General features: G+C 70.1%; 24 protein-coding genes and 1 pseudogene. 8 read left to right on the top strand and 17 right to left on the bottom strand.

Annotated elements, in window-relative coordinates; genetic code table 11:
• Positions 1–97 precede the first annotated feature (97 nt).
• Positions 98–289: a hypothetical protein gene (locus AQJ91_RS13760; RefSeq protein WP_067020480.1), complete on the top strand. Its 192-nt coding sequence runs from the start codon at positions 98–100 to the stop codon at positions 287–289.
• Here the strand turns inward: AQJ91_RS13760 and AQJ91_RS13755 are convergent.
• Complete coding sequence (locus AQJ91_RS13755) at positions 284–1,195, bottom strand: winged helix-turn-helix domain-containing protein (RefSeq protein ID WP_079084887.1); 912 nt, start codon at positions 1,193–1,195, stop codon at positions 284–286. The two genes, AQJ91_RS13760 and AQJ91_RS13755, sit on opposite strands and share 6 nt — an antisense overlap.
• Before the next feature lie 301 nt (positions 1,196–1,496).
• Positions 1,497–2,093, bottom strand: a pseudogene (locus tag AQJ91_RS13750) (sterol carrier protein domain-containing protein); the annotation flags it as partial.
• Positions 2,094–2,215: 122 nt separating this feature from the next.
• On the opposite strand from AQJ91_RS13750, the gene AQJ91_RS54420 reads away from it, so the two are divergent.
• The gene (locus AQJ91_RS54420) at positions 2,216–2,518 is read left to right on the top strand and encodes a hypothetical protein (protein WP_067020474.1); all 303 of its coding nucleotides are present in this window, start codon (positions 2,216–2,218) and stop codon (positions 2,516–2,518) included.
• A 29-nt stretch (positions 2,519–2,547) separates the two neighbouring features.
• On the opposite strand, the gene AQJ91_RS13740 is transcribed toward AQJ91_RS54420, so the two are convergent.
• Entirely contained in the window at positions 2,548–3,180 is a 633-nt protein-coding gene (locus AQJ91_RS13740) for an RsiG family protein (RefSeq protein ID WP_067020471.1), read from the bottom strand.
• A gap of 158 nt (positions 3,181–3,338) precedes the next feature.
• On the opposite strand from AQJ91_RS13740, the gene dtd reads away from it, so the two are divergent.
• A complete protein-coding gene (dtd, locus tag AQJ91_RS13735) occupies positions 3,339–3,776 on the top strand; it encodes a D-aminoacyl-tRNA deacylase (protein ID WP_067020468.1) in 438 nt (145 codons plus the stop codon).
• Positions 3,777–3,853: 77 nt separating this feature from the next.
• Here the strand turns inward: dtd and ygfZ are convergent, their stop codons facing one another.
• The 6 genes from ygfZ to AQJ91_RS13705 all read right to left on the bottom strand — a co-directional run bounded on the left by ygfZ (position 3,854) and on the right by AQJ91_RS13705 (position 8,832).
• The gene (ygfZ, locus tag AQJ91_RS13730) at positions 3,854–4,819 is read right to left on the bottom strand and encodes a CAF17-like 4Fe-4S cluster assembly/insertion protein YgfZ (protein WP_067020465.1); all 966 of its coding nucleotides are present in this window, start codon (positions 4,817–4,819) and stop codon (positions 3,854–3,856) included.
• Positions 4,820–4,829: 10 nt separating this feature from the next.
• Positions 4,830–5,267 carry a Fur family transcriptional regulator gene (locus tag AQJ91_RS13725; protein ID WP_067020462.1) on the bottom strand — a complete coding sequence of 146 codons (438 nt, stop codon included), beginning with the start codon at positions 5,265–5,267 and terminating at the stop codon, positions 4,830–4,832.
• 36 nt (positions 5,268–5,303) lie between these two features.
• The gene (locus tag AQJ91_RS13720) at positions 5,304–5,879 is read right to left on the bottom strand and encodes a heme-binding beta-barrel domain-containing protein (RefSeq protein ID WP_067020459.1); all 576 of its coding nucleotides are present in this window, start codon (positions 5,877–5,879) and stop codon (positions 5,304–5,306) included.
• 222 nt (positions 5,880–6,101) lie between these two features.
• Positions 6,102–7,001 carry a hypothetical protein gene (locus tag AQJ91_RS13715; RefSeq protein WP_407696856.1) on the bottom strand — a complete coding sequence of 300 codons (900 nt, stop codon included), beginning with the start codon at positions 6,999–7,001 and terminating at the stop codon, positions 6,102–6,104.
• A gap of 224 nt (positions 7,002–7,225) precedes the next feature.
• Positions 7,226–8,077, bottom strand: a complete 852-nt coding sequence (locus AQJ91_RS13710) for a hypothetical protein (protein ID WP_324617999.1) — start codon at positions 8,075–8,077, stop codon at positions 7,226–7,228.
• A complete protein-coding gene (locus tag AQJ91_RS13705) occupies positions 8,074–8,832 on the bottom strand; it encodes a hypothetical protein (RefSeq protein ID WP_107122432.1) in 759 nt (252 codons plus the stop codon). Before AQJ91_RS13705 ends, AQJ91_RS13710 begins: the two co-directional genes overlap by 4 nt.
• Positions 8,833–9,005: 173 nt before the next feature.
• Here AQJ91_RS13705 and AQJ91_RS13700 point away from each other — a divergent pair, with 173 nt between their 5' ends.
• Positions 9,006–9,368 (top strand): DsrE family protein, encoded by a 363-nt coding sequence (locus AQJ91_RS13700; protein ID WP_067020456.1) that lies wholly within the window; start codon positions 9,006–9,008, stop codon positions 9,366–9,368.
• Between the two features lie 42 nt (positions 9,369–9,410).
• Here AQJ91_RS13700 and AQJ91_RS13695 read toward each other — a convergent pair whose 3' ends face one another.
• From AQJ91_RS13695 to AQJ91_RS13665, 8 genes are all read right to left on the bottom strand, one after another.
• The gene (locus AQJ91_RS13695; protein WP_067020453.1) at positions 9,411–9,677 is read right to left on the bottom strand and encodes a DUF3099 domain-containing protein; all 267 of its coding nucleotides are present in this window, start codon (positions 9,675–9,677) and stop codon (positions 9,411–9,413) included.
• A gap of 87 nt (positions 9,678–9,764) precedes the next feature.
• Positions 9,765–10,052, bottom strand: coding sequence for a DUF1416 domain-containing protein (locus tag AQJ91_RS13690; RefSeq protein WP_009189358.1), 288 nt, complete (start codon positions 10,050–10,052; stop codon positions 9,765–9,767).
• Positions 10,053–10,093: 41 nt separating this feature from the next.
• Entirely contained in the window at positions 10,094–10,939 is an 846-nt protein-coding gene (locus AQJ91_RS13685) for a sulfurtransferase (RefSeq protein ID WP_067020450.1), read from the bottom strand.
• A gap of 150 nt (positions 10,940–11,089) precedes the next feature.
• The gene (locus AQJ91_RS58220; protein ID WP_350310325.1) at positions 11,090–11,170 is read right to left on the bottom strand and encodes a putative leader peptide; all 81 of its coding nucleotides are present in this window, start codon (positions 11,168–11,170) and stop codon (positions 11,090–11,092) included.
• A gap of 218 nt (positions 11,171–11,388) precedes the next feature.
• On the bottom strand, positions 11,389–12,126 hold the full coding sequence (locus AQJ91_RS13680; protein WP_067020447.1) for an LmeA family phospholipid-binding protein: 738 nt from the start codon (positions 12,124–12,126) through the stop codon (positions 11,389–11,391).
• A 360-nt stretch (positions 12,127–12,486) separates the two neighbouring features.
• Positions 12,487–13,611 carry a hypothetical protein gene (locus AQJ91_RS13675; RefSeq protein WP_067020444.1) on the bottom strand — a complete coding sequence of 375 codons (1,125 nt, stop codon included), beginning with the start codon at positions 13,609–13,611 and terminating at the stop codon, positions 12,487–12,489.
• A 3-nt stretch (positions 13,612–13,614) separates the two neighbouring features.
• Entirely contained in the window at positions 13,615–13,869 is a 255-nt protein-coding gene (locus AQJ91_RS13670) for a MoaD/ThiS family protein (protein ID WP_067020441.1), read from the bottom strand.
• Positions 13,870–13,913: 44 nt separating this feature from the next.
• Entirely contained in the window at positions 13,914–14,807 is an 894-nt protein-coding gene (locus AQJ91_RS13665) for an alpha/beta hydrolase (protein WP_199847926.1), read from the bottom strand.
• A 183-nt stretch (positions 14,808–14,990) separates the two neighbouring features.
• Here AQJ91_RS13665 and AQJ91_RS13660 point away from each other — a divergent pair, with 183 nt between their 5' ends.
• From AQJ91_RS13660 to AQJ91_RS13645, 4 genes are all read left to right on the top strand, one after another.
• A complete protein-coding gene (locus AQJ91_RS13660) occupies positions 14,991–15,770 on the top strand; it encodes a winged helix-turn-helix transcriptional regulator (protein ID WP_067020435.1) in 780 nt (259 codons plus the stop codon).
• Between the two features lie 85 nt (positions 15,771–15,855).
• A complete protein-coding gene (locus tag AQJ91_RS13655; protein ID WP_067020433.1) occupies positions 15,856–16,878 on the top strand; it encodes a LacI family DNA-binding transcriptional regulator in 1,023 nt (340 codons plus the stop codon).
• Positions 16,879–17,025: 147 nt separating this feature from the next.
• Entirely contained in the window at positions 17,026–18,084 is a 1,059-nt protein-coding gene (locus tag AQJ91_RS13650; protein ID WP_067021050.1) for a S1C family serine protease, read from the top strand.
• 11 nt (positions 18,085–18,095) lie between these two features.
• Positions 18,096–18,299, top strand: a complete 204-nt coding sequence (locus tag AQJ91_RS13645; protein ID WP_067020430.1) for a hypothetical protein — start codon at positions 18,096–18,098, stop codon at positions 18,297–18,299.
• The last annotated feature ends 14 nt before the right edge of the window (positions 18,300–18,313 follow it).

Raw genomic sequence — 18,313 nt, 5'->3', positions numbered from 1 at the left:
TTGTTTATGAGTAGGTGCCAACTGGGGACAACTTAATCATAGTTGGTGCCAACTTGGTGAAGTTGGCGGAAGTTCACCTTCCGAAGGGGGAAACACCATGCCCGCCGCCCTCGCTCTCCTCTTCGCCGCCTTCGTCGTCGGCGTAGAACAGGCATTCGAATTGAAGTATGGCACCATCGGCCTCGTCGGGGTGCTGCTGCTCACCATAGGCATCAAGGCCAAGAGCCCGGCCGTCAGCTCGACCGGCGCCGTGGTGCTTGCCCTCCTGCTCGCCGGGCCCGCCCTATGAGTCCGTGAGCTGCAGCTCCGAACTGATCGTCTCCCACAGGGCGTTGAACCACAGGTGCGACTGCTCCACGAACGTCGTGTCCCGCAGGCCTGCCCCCTGCTCGAAGGCGAACAGCATCGACTGGATGCCCTGGGCGTCGTACATCTGGAGCTGCTCGTGGTCGATCTCCTCCTCGCGGCGCGTCAGTGTGTAGTACGCGAAGAGCGCCTCCGTGCTGTTGAGCAGGTACAGCTTCACGGGCGGCGTGAACGGCAGCGCGCGGAAGGAGACGTGTACGTCGATGCCGTGCGTGGCGCGCAGTGCCAGCAGGTTGTGCTTGAGGACCTGGCCCTGGGCGTTGCGCTGGGCGAGCCAGCGGCGCTGCAGCCGGCCGTCCACCGAGGAGTCCACCGGTGCCGGGAAGGCGAGGTCGATGTCCCGGCTCGGCAGCAGGACGCGGACGTCGACCTTGGCTGGTTTCAGTCGGCCGGCGTGGATCTGGCGAAGCGGTTCGCCGATGGCGAGCGTGAGGGAGACGGCCGTCAGACAGAGGGCGTCGATCTCCACGTGCGGTGCCGCGAAGGCGGCGGCGATCCGCGCGCCGAGGGCCACCGTGGTGGGCTGCGGCCAGGCATCGGAGCCGGTCGGGGGCCTGCCCAGGTCGGGGGCGACGGTCGCCGGGCTCCCTTTGGACACGTTGGTGAGCAGGTGCTCCGACTGCAGGATGCGCAGCGCCTGCCGTACGGCTCCGCGCTCGACGCCGAACTCGTCCGCCAGCCTGGCCTGGGTGGGCATGCGCTGACCCGGCCGCAGCTCACCCGACGCAATACGGGCGCGCAGCGCGTCGGCCACCTCTTGATGTGACTTCTGTGGCCGCTGTGACCTCGTCCGTCCATTGACGGAGGCGTGTTTCGGGTCCACGACCAAACAGTACAACTTCCCGCCATCTTTGGGCAGTTCATGGAAAGGTGGTTATGAGACGCTTCCAAGCGGTCATAAGTACAGTGAAGTTGGTCGCCAACTTAAGCAACATGGTCAAACTTCAAGAACGTTGGCCACCACATCGGCTGGTCGGGCTTCCTTCCGGAGGGGAGCCGGGAGCCCGGTCCAGTCCGCACAGCCACAACTGAACACCGACAACTGAACAACGGCAGAAGCACAGCCACAACTGAACAGCTCGCTACGGATGAGCAGATGAACAGACCTGTCACTCGACAGGAAGGAGCGGTCAGAACATGTCCGGGCACCAAGGCCGCCCGGACGTACGCAGCAGGGCGTCGGCCAGTCGGGCGGCGCCCGCTCGTTCTTCCCGCACCCGTCCCAGCGCCACGAGCCGCGCGACGGACTCGTCCCCGAGCCACAGGGCACCCAGCGCACCGACGTCGAGCGTGAGGTCGGCGTCCCGCTTCGTCGGCGTACAGGATCCGCCCGTCGCCGACGCCTCCAGCCGGAACCGCCCGCCGGCCAGTCCTCCCCCACTCTCGGCTTCGCTCGAGCGGGGGGACCCCCATCCGTCGGCGACCTCCAGCACCAGCGTCCCCTCCCCCGCGTACGTCCGCGCCTCCAGCGCCCGTACGACGTCCAGGATCCGCACCCACAGCCAGTCCGCCTGCGCGGTGACCCTGGCCGCCCGCGGGTCCGGCAGGAAGAGCGGGAGCAGGTCGTCCGGTCCGCGCCAGCCACTCTTGACCGTGGTGATCCAGTCGATCGAGCAGAGGTAGTGCCACAGGGCGCGCTCGGCCGCCGGATCCGTCGCGATCAGCCAGTTCACCGCGGCCGTGTTGTGCGGCTGCTTGTCCTGCCAGTTGTCGTCCGACTCGTAGGTCGCGGTCCGGGCCCGCACACGGAAGGCCGTTCTTCCCAGGGACCCCAGCCCTCGGACGAGCGGATCGTCGGCGGCTGCCACGCCCGCGGTGACGTGGTGACCCGGCGGATCTGCTCGACGCCGTGGTGGAGGGCAGACGCAGCGGCCTCGGCCGCTCCGAACCGGCGGTGATCCGCGCCCTGGCCGTACAGGTGGAGCACGCCACGGAGGCGCTCTCGACGCGGCGGACCCACCCCGGAACGTCCGCAGCCGCGTCCCACCCACAGGTGAACCCGCCGCCGGAGCCACGGTGGATTCGCCCCCGCTGGGGTGCCGCCGGGAATTCCCGCGCGCTCGCCACCCCGGCCCACACCCGAAAGGCCGTACCCCGGGCACCGTCGCCCTCGGACGAGCGGATCGTCGGCGGCTGCCACGCCCGCAGGTGACCGGGCCACCCACAGGTGAACCCACCGCATCAGGTCAGCAGATCGTCCACCTGGGCCTCGCCCTCCCGGTACCGGCGGGTGATCTCCGCGCTGCAGTCGTCTGCCGTGCGCTGCAGCCGCTGGCGGCGGCGGGACACCTGCTGCTCGTACCGTACGAGTCGTCCCATCGCGGTGTTCAGCTCCAGGTCCGTACGCGCCCCGAGGTCCGACAGTTCGACCTCGGCGAGCATCTCGGCGGCCAGCCGGCGGTACTCCTCGCTGTGCGGGGTGCCCAGCGTGACGTGCCGGGCCGAGGAGCGGTGGCGGGCCGGGGCGTCCGTGAGGATCTCCGGGAGCCGGTCCACGACGGACGGCTCCCCGCCGGCCACGACCGACGTCGGGCCCCGCCGGGCCAGCTCCGCGCGCAGGATGTCGATACGGCCCTGGAGCAGCCGCCGTACATAGCTCAGGTCGGCCTCGTCGCGCTGGGCGTCCCGGCGCAGGGCGCGCAGTTCGGGCAGGCTCCGTACGGTCAGGTCGGGCTCGGGCGGCTTGGGCGGCAGCCACGGGCCCGGATGGTCACCGGCGGTGCGCTGCGCGGGCGGCCGGAACTGCTCCAGGTCCCCCGCGGGCGTCAGCGAGACAGCCCCGGGCGGCTGCCCGGTACTCGGTGGTGTGCTCATGTGTCTCTACCGTTCCCTCGACCGGCGTGTGGAAGCATCGTGCCACCCCAAGTGGCCGCTATGTGACCGAGTGCCCCCGATCAGCCCCAGATGGGGGGTTAAGGAGCAAAAAGAAGGCCGCGGAAAGGTCACTTCCGGACGCCCGGCATGATGGTCCTATGCGAGCAGTGGTACAGAGGGTGGACGGCGCGAGCGTCGTCGTCGACGGGGAGCACGGTCCGGGGACAACCGGGGAGATCAACGGCGAAGGCCTGTGCGTCCTGGTCGGGGTCACCCACGAGGACACCAAGGAGAAAGCGGCCCAACTCGCCCGCAAACTCTGGTCGATCCGCATGCTGCACGACGAGAGGTCATGCAGCGACATCGACGCCCCGCTCCTCGTCATCAGCCAGTTCACCCTTTATGGCGACGCCCGCAAGGGCCGCCGCCCGACCTGGAACGCGGCCGCCCCCGGCGATGTCGCCGAGCCCCTCGTCGACGAGGTGGTGGCCCAGCTGCGCGCCCTCGGCGCGACGGTGGCGACGGGCCGCTTCGGCGCGCGGATGCGGGTGTCACTGACGAACGACGGCCCGTTCACGGTCCTGATCGAGGTGTAAGAGCCCTACGGGGCTGTAGGGGGCTGTACGGGGCTGTACGGGGCTGGTAGGGGGCTGTAGGGGGCCTTGCCGGAGCCCTACGGCTCGACCACGGCCTCCTGCGCCGCCGCCGTGTCCCCGGCCACCAGCCGAGCGTCCACCGGGACGTTCCGCTTCACCAGGGCGAGGGCGACCGGGCCCAGCTCGTGGTGGCGTACGGACGTCGTGACGAAGCCGATCTTCCGGCCGTCGGGACCCTCGTCGGCCAGCCGGAGCTCGGTGCCGACGACCGGCAGATGGACCTCGCTGCCGTCCAGGTGCAGGAAGACCAGCCGACGCGGCGGCTTGCCCAGGTTCTGGACCCGGGCGACCGTCTCCTGGCCCCGGTAGCAGCCCTTCTGCAGATGCACCGCCGTGCCGATCCAGCCCAGCTCGTGCGGGATGGTCCGGTGGTCGGTCTCGAAGCCGAGGCGCGGCCGGTGCTGCTCCACGCGCAGCGCCTCGTGGGCGAGGATCCCGACCGGCGGGCCCGCCTTCGCGGCGTACGACTCCAGGTCCGCGCGCGGCAGGAACAGATCACGGCCGTACGCCGTCTCGCGTACGACGACACCCTCCGGCACCTCGGCGATGGATCCGGCCGGCAGATACACGACCGCGAACTCGTCCGTCCGGTCGGCGACTTCGACCCTGTAGAAGAACTTCATCGACTCCAGGTACGCGATCAGCGCGTCCTGCGTGCCGGGCTCGACGTGGGCCCAGACCGTCGCACCGTCGTCCACCAGGTACAGCGCGTGCTCGATATGACCGTGCGCGGAGAGGATCAGCGCCTCGGTCGCCTCGCCGATGGGCAGGTCGCTGACGTGCTGGGTGAGCAGCAGGTGCAGCCAGCTCAGCCGGTCCTCGCCGGAGACGGCGACGACCCCGCGGTGCGAGAGGTCGACGAAACCGGTGCCGTCGGCGAGAGCGCGCTGTTCGCGGAACAGGTCGCCGTAGTGGGCGGCTACGCCTTCGTCCACGCCCTCAGCGGGGACGGCGCCGGGCAGAGACAGCAGAGGGCTCTTCATATGCCTAAGCCTACGACTCGGTAGTTGAACCCTTCAGGGCACAGTCCTTGCAGCGGCCGAAGATCGCGAAGTGCTTCATGTCGGTGTCGAAGCCGAACTCCTTGCGCAGCTTCGCGGTGAACTCGGCGGCCACCGACACGTCCGCCTCGATCACGTTCGTGCAGTCGCGGCAGACCAGGTGGATGTGGTGGTGCCGGTCCGCGAGGTGGTACGTCGGCGCGCCGTGACCGAGGTGGGCGTGCGAGACCAGCCCGAGCTCCTCCAGCAGTTCCAGGGTCCGGTAGACCGTGGAAATGTTGACCCCCGACGCCGTCTTCCTCACTTCCACGAGGATGTCGTCGGGGGTCGCATGCTCAAGGGTGTCCACGGCTTCCAGGACAAGCTGACGTTGCGGCGTCAGCCGGTAGCCGCGCTGCCTGAGGTCGCTCTTCCAGTCGGTGCTCACCACACCAAAGAGTCTAGGACCACGGAGTACGGTCCCGGACTACTTGAAGAAGGCGATCCCGTCGTCCGGCATGTCGTCGGGCAGGGCCCTGGCCCAGCGCTCGACCTCCTCCGGGGTGACGACCTTCTTCAGGTGCGCCGACAGGTACGGTCGCAGCTCGACCTCGGGGGTCTGCTTCTCGCCGACCCACATCAGGTCGCTCTTCACGTATCCGTAGAGCCGCTTGCCGCCGCTGTACGGCTGGGAGGCGGCCGTCCGCGCGACGGCGTCCGTCACGAGATCGATCTGCGGCTTCTTGTCGGCCAGCTCGCCGTACCAGATCTCGATGACACCGTCGTCGCGGGTCATCGTCACCTCGACCTTGCGTTCGGCGTCGACACGCCAGAAGCCGTGCTCGGACTCCAGCGGCCGGACCTTGTTGCCGTCGTTGTCCAGCACCCAGGTGTGGGAGTGGTACTCCAGGAAGTCCCGTCCGTCATGCGTGAAGGTGACCTCCTGCCCGAAGTTGCACTTCTCGGAGCCGGGGAAGTCGTGCACGCCCGCGCCGGCCCAGTTGCCGAGCAGGAAGGCGAGCGGGACAAGGTCCGTGTGGAGGTCGGACGGGATCTCGATCATGGGTGGCAGTTCCTAGACGGGGGTCAGCGCTGGCCCTGGTACAGCTTCTTCACGGTCAGACCGGCGAAGGCGAGAACGCCGACGGCGACCAGGACCAGCAGGACTTCGAAGAAGATCTCCACGGGGTGCTCCTCGATTGAGCGGTGCGGTACACGTACACAAGGCCGGGCCCCAGCTTACGCGGCCGGGGCCCGGGCTCATGTATGAGGTACGCCTGCGGACTCAGCTCAGCAGCTGGCCCTGCAACACGACCGTCTGCTGGAACGGCACGGCCGCCGCACTGCCCTTCCTCGACTGGACGACGAGGCCGAGCACGTCACCGGCGGACAGGTACGCGTGGCGGACCTGCTCGGCGCCGTACGGCTTGGGCTCGACGTAGGGCGTGCGGGGGACGTCCACGATGCGGCCCTCCTCCGGGAAGTGGCCGTCGGGGGTGGACTCCTCGGCGTCGCGGAGGCTGTAGCCCGGTTCGCTGTACGGGGCGAGGTCGCGGGCGAACAGGTTGTCCGCGACGGCGGCGGTGGCGAAGTGGAGCAGGTAGATCCGGGTGTGCGTGCCGTCCTCGGTGGTCCAGCCGCGTGCGGCGATGTGCCGCAGCCCGTTGTCGACGAGCTTCTGCCGGAACTCCGCGCGGTCCTCCTCGACGTACTCCGCGAGGAAGTCCTTGGTCGCCAGCCACCCGTCCTCACCGCGCAGCGCCGAATCCTCCTTCGCCCCCTTGGGCGCGGGCAGCAGGAGGGCACGCAGATCGGCGTAGTGCGCACCGGCGGCGTTCACCTCATCGAACGGCCCCGGGCTGCCGGAGGGCAACGGCGGCTTGGTGAGCGTCGGATACACCCACCGCCCGTCCGACTCGGTCGCCAGCCCCGGCACATCGGTCCGCTCCATGCCCACGATCCCGTACGCCGTCCCGGCCCCCACCGCCCCGAAGACGACGACGGCGGCGGTCCAGCGCAGGACGGCACGGAGGACGCGGCGGTCCTTCCTGGGCGGGGGTGCGGTTGCGAGGGGAGGGATGCCCGGGGGTGGGGGTGGGGTGGTGAGGTGGGCGTGCTGGGGGTACGCGGGAGCGACCGGGGCGGCGGCGGGCTGGTCGGCGGAGTCCGGCAGCCCCGACGCCACAGCCGCAGGCTCCGGGAGTACGGCTTCGGAGTCGGCCGCGACCTTCGGCTGCGTCGCGTCGGACAGTCCCGTCGGCTCAGGCAGCGCGGACTCGGACTCCGACGGCCCGGCGTCGGGCTGCGGCGCAGGCCCCGGCACCGTACTCGCCGGCTGCCCGGCCGGATCCGGCGTCACTTCGGTCAGGGGCTCGGGCAGCGGGGCCTTCGGGTGTGTGTCGTGGTCGGTCATACCGCTTCCCCCGGCTCGGCCATGCGGTCCAGCTGTTCCTTGAGGAGCATCGCGACTCCCCTGGTGTCGAATGGCTTGACGCCGTCCGCCGTGGCGGTGACCAGGATCTCCCCGACGTATGCGGAGCAGAACATGGAGTCGAGGTCCTCGTCGGCGACCTTGGGCGGCAGGAAGCACTTGGCGTTCTTGTGGCCCTTGATCTCGGGGCCGTCCCGGAAGATGTCCAGGGCGTCCAGCAACTCGCTCTGGAACGTCGATATGTCCCGTACCGCGGCCCGGCTCTCCATCTGGGACAGCACGATACTCACGGAGTACAGGCCGTCGGTGTTGTTGCCGACACTGGTCGCGTCGGCGTTGTAGTAGCTGCGCATCGCCATGCCGGTGACGCGCTGCTTGTCGATCTGCTTCTCCAGCTGCCTGCGCTGGGAACGCGGCAGATCGCTCAGCGACTCCTTGCGCAGGGCCGTCGCCTGGGCCCCGCTGAGCTGCGCGTCCGAACCGAACTCGCCGAGGTCCGGACCCCGGACCCAGCCGTCCGTGCCGTACGGCACGAGCATCCCGGCGAGCCCGGAGGCCTTCGCCGCCTTGGTCTTGCCCTTCTCGTCGTCCTTCGCGTCGTCGGGGAACTTCCAGACGGGCGCGCCCGCGTCCCGCTCTGCGTCCCGCACGGTGACGACGGTGTAGCCGACGCCGGCGACGACGGCCCCGGCGAGCAGCAAGGACCCGGCCACGGCGGCGATACGGCCACGGCGCACCGGCTTCTTCACCGGCGCCACGACCGGCTCGACTACGGGCTCGGCTACCGGCGCCACGACCGGCTCGGTCCCGGTCTCGTCCTCAGTCGTCACAGCCGCTCCATCTGCCGCTTGGCCAGGTCCATGATCGTCTTCTTGGTGACCGGCGCGCTGCTGTAGATCCAGATCTCCACGTCGATGTCACCGCGCCAGGCGTGCGCCTCCGCGCTGTACAGCGGCAGATAGCCGGGCTCACGCTCGGGCACGGTGTGGACGTACGCCATGCCGTCCACGGTGCCGGGGATGACCCAGCTGTCGGTGCCGTCCTCGTCCTCCGCCCAGTACTGGCTGCCGTCCGCCGCGTCCTTGGCGACGAGCCGCTCCTCCTGCCGGTACTGGACCAGCCGGATCTCCACGCTGTACGAGGTGCCGACCTCCCAGCCGGTGACGGCAGCGCGGCGGAACTCGTCCTCGACGAGGTCGTCGAACTTCTCGCCCGGCTCCTTGTAGCTGTCGGCGTAACGGGCCAGGTCCAGCCAGCCGTCGGAGCCCTCCAGCCACTCGGCGTCCTTCGCGCCGCGCGGCTTCTTCAGCAGCAGCTTGCGCAGATCGCCGTCGGTGCTCACCCGGCGGTCCTGCGCGGCGGACAGCGGCTCGGGCGCCGGGCCCTTGGCCTGCGCCAGCGTCGGCTGCGACAGCGGAGCCAGCTTGGTGGGCTCGCGGTCGGCCTGGACGAGGAAACCGGCGCAGGTCCCGGCGACGAGCCCGAGCACGGCGGCACCGGCGATCAGCAGCGTGGTACGCCCACGGCGCCGCGGCCGCCGGGCGACAGGCTCGGCACCGGGCTCCGCGAGCGGCGGCTCGGGCACAACCGGCGTAAACGGCCTGACCGGAACAGTCGGCGTGTCGGACGCCGCACCCACCTCTTCGGGTTCTTCCAAGACGTCCCCCACAGAACGTGAAGCCCGCATTCCATATGCGTGCGCACAGGAGACTCGTGACCGGTGCCCGGGGTTGCGGGCTCGTTGATTACGATTCGGCCATGGCGAAGAAGCTCGTGATCAAGGTGACGGCGGGGGCCGACGCCCCCGAACGGTGCTCGCAGGCGTTCACGGTCGCGGCGGTGGCCGTGGCCAGCGGCGTCGACGTCTCCCTGTGGCTGACCGGCGAGTCCGCCTGGTTCGCTCTGCCGGGCCGCGCCGCCGAGTTCGAACTGCCGCACGCGGCCCCGCTCCCCGACCTGCTCGACTCGATCCTGGCGGGCGGTCGGCTGACCCTGTGCACGCAGTGCGCGGCCCGCCGGGACATCACGGAGAAGGACGTCATCGAGGGCGTACGGATCGCCGGCGCGCAGGTGTTCGTACAGGAGGCGCTCGGAGACGAGACGCAGGCGCTCGTCTACTGAGATCTGGAGTCTGGAGAAGACCTGTAGAGGTTCTCTTCAGATCTACTGCGACCTCGGGCGCTTCTTGCCGTCCAGTTCGTCCCACCACTCGTCGGACTTCGGGTCGCCGGACGGGTCGTCCCACCAGCGGTCCTCCGGTCCCCGCCGGTTGGCGACCATCGCGGCGAGTGGCGGGATGACCATGGCCACGAGGCACATGCCGACGGCCACCGGGACCGACCAGATGCGCACGACTCCCCAGGCCAGGACGAAGAGCGTGAGGCACGTCCCCATCATGGCGAAGTAGATGTGCCGGCGCCGGGCGTACATACGTTCAGGGTAGGCCCGTACATGCCGAAGGGCCGCACCCCGGGAGTCCAACCCGTGGGGTGCGGCCCTGTCAGTCGCTGAGCTGCGTCAGACCGCGATCGCGACCTCCGCCAGGCCGCCCTTCTGGGCGACGACGGTGCGATCGGCGGTGCCGCCGGGCACGAGCGCGCGGACGGTCCAGGTTCCCTCGGCCGCGTAGAAGCGGAACTGTCCCGTCGCGGAGGTGGGGACCTCCGCCGTGAACTCGCCGGTCGAGTCCAGCAGACGGACGTAGCCCGTCACCGGCTCGCCGTCGCGGGTCACCTGACCCTGGATCGTGGTCTCACCGGGCTTGATCGTCGAGGCGTCGGGGCCGCCGGCCTTCGCTCCACACATGTCGTACTCCTGAAGGGGGTGATGAAAGGTCGGTCGGTTGCTTACTTGTTGGCGCCGAGCTCGATCGGCACGCCGACGAGGGAGCCGTACTCGGTCCACGAGCCGTCGTAGTTCTTGACGTTCTCGACGCCCAGCAGCTCGTGCAGCACGAACCAGGTCAGGGCCGAGCGCTCACCGATGCGGCAGTAGGCGATGGTGTCCGTGGCGAGGTCGACCTGCTCCTCGGCGTAGAGCTCCTTGAGCTCGTCGTCCGACTTGAAGGTGCCGTCGTCGTTGGCGTTCTTCGACCACGGGATGTTGCGGGCGGACGGGACGTGGCCCGGACGCTGCGACTGCTCCTGCGGGAGGTGGGCCGGGGCGAGCAGCTTGCCGCTGAACTCGTCGGGGGACCGGACGTCGACCAGGTTCTGCGAGCCGATGGCCGCCACGACGTCGTCGCGGAAGGCACGGATCGACGTGTCCTGGGCCTGGGCCTTGTACTCGGTCGCTGGGCGCTCGGGCACGTCGTTGCCGTCGACCAGCTCGCGGGCGTCCAGCTCCCACTTCTTGCGGCCGCCGTCGAGGAGCTTGACGTTCTCGTGGCCGTAGAGCTTGAAGTACCAGTAGGCGTACGACGCGAACCAGTTGTTGTTGCCGCCGTAGAGGACCACCAGCGTGTCGTTGGCGATGCCCTTCGCCGACAGGAGCTTCTCGAAGCCCTCCTGGTCGATGAAGTCCCGGCGGACCGGGTCCTGGAGGTCCTTGGTCCAGTCGATGCGGATCGCGTTCTTGATGTGGTTCTTCTCGTAGGCGGACGTGTCCTCGTCCACCTCGACGATGGCGATGCTCGGGTCGTCCAGGTGCTCCTGGAGCCAGTCGGCATCGACCAGTACGTCGGTGCGGCTCATGCTCTTTCTCCTCCGGGGCAGTTGCGGCGGGGCGTGCGAGTGAGAGGGGTGCGCGTTCGGACGCCGGGATCGGCGCACGCGCACGTGTGCCCTTGTGCAGGGCGGCGGGGCGGGCGCGGACGTCGGCCCTTCGGGGCTTCGACGGGTCGCTCAGAAAGTGCGACAGAGCATGGCGGCGACGCGGCACAGGTCTACTGCCCGCCGCTTCGTGAGATCCGCCTGTCGCTTCATACGGTCGATCGTAGGGATGGACAGGTGGGCGTGTCACCGCCGTGTCGTATCCTGAGACGCGATCGTCCGGGATGTGGGATGGAAAGATCGCCCAGGCCGTCGCCGCATGGCCTCCGGGCGCATGTACCGGTCATCACATCTACGGTACGGACGGCGCCGTCTCGCCTTTCGGACACCCGGTGTCCGTGCGCTGCCGCCTCCCTGCCGCCGTCGGCGTCCTACCCGGCGAGCCGGACGTTCGAACCCTTCACCGTGATCTCGACGCCGTTCGTCGCCGCCTGGACCTTGTCGAGCTGGATGCCGCCGGGGAGGCCGTCGATCTTCTGCTCGAAGTCGGTGATCGCGCGGGCCCGGTTCTCGGCGAGGTCGACGCCGGCGAAGTTGGGCAGGTTGTCGGCGTGCACCTTGACGGTGTCGCCGTCGGTGGTGACGGAGCTCAGGACGTAGACCGGGTTGGGCAGTTCGGTGCCGAGGACGGTGGCGTCCACGGCGACCTTGATCTTGCCGTTGCCGCCGTCGGAGAGGCCTACGACGTTGGCGGTGACGCCCGGGGCGACCTCGGTGGGCTCGGACTTGGCGGTCTTGAGCAGCTCGTCGTAGGTGATGGACGCGGTGCCCGTGGCGTTGGTCGCGACGGCGGAGCTGTAGTCGCCGGAGAACTCGACGCCCCTCATGTTCGCCGTGAGGTCGTCGATACGGATCGTCTGGTCGCCGGTGCCCGCGGAGGCCTCGTAGTCCTTGATGCCGACCTCGATGTCGTCGAGCCGGCCGCTCGCGACCTGGGTGAGGAACGGGAAGCCCTTGATGGACACGTCCGGGGTCGCGGCGAGGTTCTCCGTGGTCCTGAGCTTGTCGGCGGCCTCGCCCTCGGCGAAGTTCACGGCGAGCCGGTCGGCGAGCACGAAGAGGCCGCCCAGGATCACGGCGACGGTCAGAAGTATCCGTAGGGCGCGCATGGTTGTGGTGTTCCCCCACCTCGGCGGTCAGTGACGGCCGGGTGGCCGTCAAGCGCGAGAGTAACCCTGTGCCAAGGGAGGACCGGGATTTTGTCGACCAGCTGTGACAGGGGGTTGCCGTACCTGAAGGCTCCGCCCCCAGACCCCCGGCCTATGCCCACCCACCACCCGTTTACTGTCGGGAGACGGGTGGACGACCCGGCTTGGAGCCGCGCGTCTCTCGACGCCGGCCCGCATCATCCAGCCCGTCCGGCATTTGCGGACAAGGCCCCTTCAGGGCCGGAGCGGGGTCGAAGGGGCGGAGCCCCTGGGGATGGGACGGGTAGGGGCGGCGGGGGCGAAAAACCCTCCGGCCCGGCGTCAGGCCAACGCCCGCCCCAGCACGTACACCGCCGGTGCCGCCGCCGCGAGCGGCAGGGCCACGCCCGCCGTGAAGTGCACGAAACGGGACGGATAGTCGTAGCTCGCGACCCGGTGGCCGATCAGCGCGCACACCGCCGCTCCCGCGCCAAGCAGCGCCCCCGACGCCCCCAGCCCCGTCATCCCCCCGACCGCGACCCCCGCCCCCGCCGCGGCAAGCAGTGACACAACCACGGAAGCCACCGTCGGCAACGGCACCGCACGGGCCAGGACCGCGACCGCCACCGCCGCCGCGCCGACGGTCACCGCGTCCGCCTCGGCGGCCAGGTAACCCGCCGCCACGATGGCCAGCGCCGCCGAGGCGACCGTCGCCATCAGCCCGTACATCCGCTCGTCCGGCTCGGCGTGCGAACGCAGCTGCAGGACCAGCGACAACAGCACCCACACCCCCAGCGTGCCGAGGATCGCCGCCGGTGAACGGTCCGCCGCCAGCAGCGCAACGTCCGCCGTCAGCCCACCGAGGAACGCCAGCGCGATGCCCTGCCGGGCCGGCCACATGCCGTTCAGCCGGAACCAGCCCGCAGCCGTCACCGCCTGCAACACGACCAGCGGCACGACCAGGGCGTACGAGCCGATCGCCGCCGTCGCCGAGAGCAGCAGGCCCAGGAGTGCGGTGAGCACGGCCGGCTGCATGCCCGGCTCGATGATCGGTGAACGGCCCTCAAGGCGGGCCCGCTGCGCGTCCGTGATGCGGGCGTTGCCCGCGACGGTGGCGGGGCCGTAGGTCGGGGCACCGTCGTCCCCCGCGGAGGGCGCGGACACGACGGGCTCAGGCTGCGCCTGGGCAGCCTGGTGGCTCTCGTACGCCGGAGCCGGATACCCCGGCGTCTGCGGCGGCAGATACGCCGTCTCCGCCGCCGAAGCCTGCGCGACCGGCGGCACCGGCGACTGCATCTGCGTCTCCCAGGTCTGCCCCTGCCACTGCTGCGTGTACTGCTGCGCGGCCTGCGGATCCTCGTACGCCTGCTGCTGCCCGGGCCAAGTCTGCGGCTGCTGCTGGTACGGGTCGTACCCCTCGTAGCCCTGCTGCCCTTGGTACCGCGCGTCATACGGCTGGTCGGTCATCGCTCACCCTCCTGCGAACGGCGGGAGCACCTCGACCGTGCCGCCGTCGGCCAGCCGTACCGTCTCATGCTCGCGGGTGCCCACGGGGTCACCGTCGATGAGGAACGAGCATCGCCGCAGTACGCGCGTCAGTTCCCCAGGGTGTCGCTCGCGCACCGCGTCGAGCGCCTCGGCGAGCGTGGCCGCGTCGTACGGCTCCTCGGCGACCCCGGCGGCGGCCTTCGCGGCGGCCCAGTAGCGCACCGTGACCTTTGCCATCTCGTTCCTCTGTCATCCGGCATCCGGTTGTGAACACCGCCAGGCTAGCCCGCCGCTCCGACAGCCCAGTCCCCGATCCGGGCCAGCAGCCCGTCGGCCGCCGCGTGCTCCGCGTGGCCCATGCCGGGCTCCAGCCAGAGTTCGCCGTGGTCACCGGCCGCCTCGGCCAGCATCAGGGGGTGGTCGACGGGAAAGTAGCCGTCGCGGTCGCCGTGCACGATGAGGAGGGGGGTCGGAGCGATCCGCGGGACCGCCTCCACCGGAGAGAGCGGGACCGGGTCCCACTCTCGATGGTGGATCCGCGTACCGAATCCGTAGCGGCCCACCAGGCGGCCCTCGGGGCGGGTCACCAGCCAGTGCAGCCGCCGCATGGGGGCCGTACCCCGGTAGTACCAGCGGGCCGGCGCACTCACCGAGACCACCGCATCGGTGCGCGCCTCCGTGCGCCCGTCGTGCTCCTGCCCGCGCCCCGCCCTTTCCATCTCCCCCGCCCCGTACAGCGCCGCATGCCGGAGGACCACCGAGCCGCCCATGGAGAAGCCGACGGTCGCCACGCGCGCGTGGCCCAGCTGCCGCGCCCAGGCCACCGCCGCCGCCAGGTCGAGCACCTCGCGGTCACCGACGGTGGACCGGCCGCCGGAGCGGCCGTGGCCCCGGAACGAGAACGTGACCACGGCCCCGTACTGCACGAACGCCTCCGCGATCCGCCGTACGTGCGGGCGGTCCACGTCGCCGGTGAAACCGTGGGCGATCACGAAAGCCAGGTCAACGGAAGGTGGCCGGGAGGCGTTGTATACGGCCGCACCCGGGTTGTATACGGAATCGATCGTCACGCCGTCGTCCGTGTACAGAAACGTCCGCAATGGCGTACGTCTGGTCGTCTCAGAGTTCGGACCAACGGTGGATCGGGCCACATGACCTGCCGGACCAGTGCTCATGTGGGCTATTCTGCTGGGCAGAGGACTCGGGCAGCGTAGCCCCCGGGTCCTTTTGTGCTTTCGGAAGCGTTGTATACGAAGCGGGAAACTCCAGGTGACCGCTGGTGTACGGGCCCCCGGGACCGCAGCGCAGTGCCGCAGTGCCGCAAACGTCCTCGCAGGGACCGAGGAGGAACCAGACGTATGAGTTCTCTGCTGCTCCTGACCAATGCCCTCCAGCCGTCGACGGAGGTGCTCCCCGCTCTCGGCCTGCTACTGCACAACGTGCGAGTGGCCCCGGCGGAAGGCCCCGCCCTCGTCGACACCCCGGGCGCCGACGTCATCCTCATCGACGGGCGCCGTGACCTCCCCCAGGTGCGCAGCCTGTGCCAGCTGCTGCGTTCCACGGGCCCCGGCTGCCCGCTCATCCTCGTCGTCACCGAGGGCGGCCTCGCGGCCGTCACCGCCGACTGGGGCATCGACGACGTGCTCCTCGACACCGCCGGTCCGGCGGAGGTCGAGGCGCGGCTGCGGCTCGCCATGGGCCGGCAGCAGATCGTCAACGACGACTCCCCCATGGAGATCCGCAACGGCGACCTGTCGGTCGACGAGGCGACCTACTCCGCCAAGCTCAAGGGGCGGGTCCTCGACCTCACCTTCAAGGAGTTCGAGCTCCTCAAGTACCTCGCGCAGCACCCGGGCCGCGTCTTCACGCGCGCGCAGCTGCTGCAGGAGGTCTGGGGCTACGACTACTTCGGCGGCACCCGGACCGTGGACGTGCACGTCCGGCGCCTGCGCGCCAAGCTCGGCCCGGAGCACGAGTCGCTGATCGGAACCGTCCGGAACGTCGGTTATCGATTCGTTACGCCCGAGAAGGGCGACCGCGCGACCGACGAGGCCAAGGTCAAGGCAGACCGGGCAAAGCCGGAGGAGACGGACGAGACGGCCGCTCTGGACGCCACCGAGATCAGCGCGGACGCATAGGGGCGCTCGGGCAGGGCACCGTTCGAGCACAGCCGAGCTCCTTCACGCCCTGCCCAGAGCCGGTCCATCCGCGTAGACTCCGCGAGTGGCCAAGGTGACTCGGGACGACGTAGCGCGGCTGGCAGGGACATCCACTGCCGTGGTCAGCTATGTCATCAACAACGGACCCCGGCCGGTCGCCCCGGCCACGCGCGAGCGTGTCCTCGCCGCGATCAAGGAGCTGGGTTACCGGCCCGACCGGGTCGCCCAGGCGATGGCGTCCCGGCGTACGGATCTCATAGGCCTGATCGTGCCGGACGCGCGCCAGCCCTTCTTCGGGGAGATGGCGCACGCGGTCGAACAGGCCGCGTCCGAGCGCGGAAAGATGGTCCTCGTCGGCAACTCCGACTACATCGCCGAGCGTGAGGTCCACTACCTGCGGGCGTTCCTCGGGATGCGCGTCTCGGGGCTCATCCTGGTCTCCCACGCGCTGAACGACCTGGCCGCCGCCGAGATCGACGCCTGGGACGCCCGGATCGTCCTGCTGCACGAGCGGCCCGAGGCCATAGACGACGTCGCCGTCGTCACCGACGACCTGGGCGGCGCCCAGCTCGCCGTCCGCCACCTCCTCGAGCACGGCTACGAGTACGTCGCCTGTATGGGCGGCACCGCCGAGACCCCCGCCGTCGGCGACCCGGTCTCCGACCACGTCGAGGGCTGGCGGCGCGCGATGGCCGAGGCCGGCGTCCCGACCGAGGGCCGGCTCTTCGAGGCGCCGTACAACCGCTACGACGCCTATCGCATAGCGCTCGGCATCCTCTCCGGCCCGCACCGGCCGCCCGCGATCTTCTGCTCCACCGACGACCAGGCCATCGGCGTGCTGCGCGCGGCGCGCGAGCTGCGCCTCGATGTGCCGGGCCAGCTGGCCGTGACCGGCTTCGACGACATCAAGGAGGCGGCGCTCGCCGACCCGCCTCTGACAACGATCGCGTCGGACCGTCCGGCGATGGCGCGGGCCGCCGTGGACCTCGTACTCGACGACGGGCTGCGGGTCGCGGGCTCGCGGCGGGAGCGGCTGAAGGTGTTTCCGTCGCGGCTGGTCAAGCGGAAGTCCTGCGGCTGCGAGTAGCTCCGCTGGTTGGGCAGTTCCATGAGGCTTCTCTGAGAGAGTTCGCCGAGCTGCGAGAACCGTCTTTACAACGGGCATACGAGGTTCTGCCGGGCTTCTCAGGGAGCACTCAGGGAGCTCTCATGGTCGGGCGACAAGCTCATGTTCATGACCGAGAGCCTCCGCCGCAGCGGCGAGTACGAGAACCCGTACCAGGGCGACCAGCAGCACGCGCAGCACGCCTCTTCGCCCGTGAACCCCGAGTGGCCGCCCCCGCCGGCGTACCAGCCGCAGCAGTCGGAGCAGCCGGAGCCGGTCACCGTGCCGGTCACCGTGGCCGCGCCGCCCGCTCCCCCGAAGAAGCGCACCCGCGGCCCGCTCGCCCTCCTCGCCGCCGTGGCGATCGTCGCCGCGGCCGTGGGCGGCGGCACCGCGTACGGCATCCAGGAGCTGACCGGCAGCGACACGGTCACCTCCAGCAGCACCAGCACCAGCGTGGTGCCGTCGAGCAAGAAGGGCGACATCGCCGCGATCGCCTCGGCGGTCAGCCCGAGCATCGTCGAGATCAGCGCCGCCTCGAACGCCGGTGAGTCCACCGGTTCCGGCGTGATCATCACCGGTGACGGCGAGATCGTCACCAACAACCACGTCGTGTCCGGCGCCTCGTCAATCAAGGTGACGACCAGCGACGGCAAGGAGTACACCGCGCGAGTCGTCGGCACCGACAGCGCCAAGGACCTCGCCCTGATCAAGCTGGAGAACGCCTCCGGCCTCAAGACCGCCACCCTCGGCAACTCCGCCGACGTGAACGTCGGCGACACCGTCGTGGCGATCGGCTCCCCCGAGGGTCTGACCGGCACGGTCACCAGCGGCATCGTCTCGGCCCTGGACCGGGACGTGACCGTCTCGACGGACGAGAGCCAGGGGCAGCGGCAACAGCAGCAGGGCGGCGGCTGGCCCTTCGAGTTCGGTGGTCAGCAGTTCAACGGCGACACCGGGTTGTCCACGACGACGTACAAGGCGCTCCAGACCGACGCCTCCCTGAACCCCGGCAACTCCGGCGGCGCGCTGATCGACATGAACGGCAACATCATCGGCATCAACTCCGCGATGTACTCGGCCGCTTCGTCCTCGTCCGACGCCGGCAGTGTCGGCCTCGGCTTCGCCATCCCCGTCGACACCGTCAAGTCCGACCTCGCGAAGCTGCGGGCGGGCTCGCAGAGCTGAAGGAGTACGTGATGATCAAGCAGATCAAGCAGATCGAGCGGGTTGAGCACACCACGACCGGCACCGGTCCGGCCGACTTCACCCTGGCCCTGGAGATCGCCGGCACCCTGCACGCCCCGGCACCGCGGGCACCGGAAGTGGCGGGCGCCGCCCGCCTGACCGCGGGCCGACGTACCACCGCCGCCCGTACTCGCCGCCGTACCGTACGGGGCTGAGAACATGCGAGGCT

The sequence above is a fragment of the Streptomyces dysideae genome, assembly GCF_001514305.1.
Lineage (GTDB): Bacteria > Actinomycetota > Actinomycetes > Streptomycetales > Streptomycetaceae > Streptomyces > Streptomyces dysideae.
Note: the sequence above shows the minus strand (reverse complement) of the source record. Positions and strands in the feature narration are given on the sequence as shown.

Bases quoted from the DNA above. Each gene is read 5' to 3' on its own strand.
- AQJ91_RS13760 (WP_067020480.1), top strand. From the start codon at position 98: ATGCCCGCCGCCCTCGCTCTCCTCTTCGCCGCCTTCGTCGTCGGCGTA.
- AQJ91_RS13740 (WP_067020471.1), bottom strand. From the start codon at position 3,180: ATGAGCACACCACCGAGTACCGGGCAGCCGCCCGGGGCTGTCTCGCTG.
- dtd (WP_067020468.1), top strand. From the start codon at position 3,339: ATGCGAGCAGTGGTACAGAGGGTGGACGGCGCGAGCGTCGTCGTCGAC.
- ygfZ (WP_067020465.1), bottom strand. From the start codon at position 4,819: ATGAAGAGCCCTCTGCTGTCTCTGCCCGGCGCCGTCCCCGCTGAGGGC.
- AQJ91_RS13720 (WP_067020459.1), bottom strand. From the start codon at position 5,879: ATGATCGAGATCCCGTCCGACCTCCACACGGACCTTGTCCCGCTCGCC.
- AQJ91_RS13700 (WP_067020456.1), top strand. From the start codon at position 9,006: ATGGCGAAGAAGCTCGTGATCAAGGTGACGGCGGGGGCCGACGCCCCC.
- AQJ91_RS13695 (WP_067020453.1), bottom strand. From the start codon at position 9,677: ATGTACGCCCGGCGCCGGCACATCTACTTCGCCATGATGGGGACGTGC.
- AQJ91_RS13690 (WP_009189358.1), bottom strand. From the start codon at position 10,052: ATGTGTGGAGCGAAGGCCGGCGGCCCCGACGCCTCGACGATCAAGCCC.
- AQJ91_RS13685 (WP_067020450.1), bottom strand. From the start codon at position 10,939: ATGAGCCGCACCGACGTACTGGTCGATGCCGACTGGCTCCAGGAGCAC.
- AQJ91_RS58220 (WP_350310325.1), bottom strand. From the start codon at position 11,170: ATGAAGCGACAGGCGGATCTCACGAAGCGGCGGGCAGTAGACCTGTGC.
- AQJ91_RS13680 (WP_067020447.1), bottom strand. From the start codon at position 12,126: ATGCGCGCCCTACGGATACTTCTGACCGTCGCCGTGATCCTGGGCGGC.
- AQJ91_RS13675 (WP_067020444.1), bottom strand. From the start codon at position 13,611: ATGACCGACCAGCCGTATGACGCGCGGTACCAAGGGCAGCAGGGCTAC.
- AQJ91_RS13670 (WP_067020441.1), bottom strand. From the start codon at position 13,869: ATGGCAAAGGTCACGGTGCGCTACTGGGCCGCCGCGAAGGCCGCCGCC.
- AQJ91_RS13665 (WP_199847926.1), bottom strand. From the start codon at position 14,807: ATGAGCACTGGTCCGGCAGGTCATGTGGCCCGATCCACCGTTGGTCCG.
- AQJ91_RS13660 (WP_067020435.1), top strand. From the start codon at position 14,991: ATGAGTTCTCTGCTGCTCCTGACCAATGCCCTCCAGCCGTCGACGGAG.
- AQJ91_RS13650 (WP_067021050.1), top strand. From the start codon at position 17,026: ATGACCGAGAGCCTCCGCCGCAGCGGCGAGTACGAGAACCCGTACCAG.
- AQJ91_RS13645 (WP_067020430.1), top strand. From the start codon at position 18,096: ATGATCAAGCAGATCAAGCAGATCGAGCGGGTTGAGCACACCACGACC.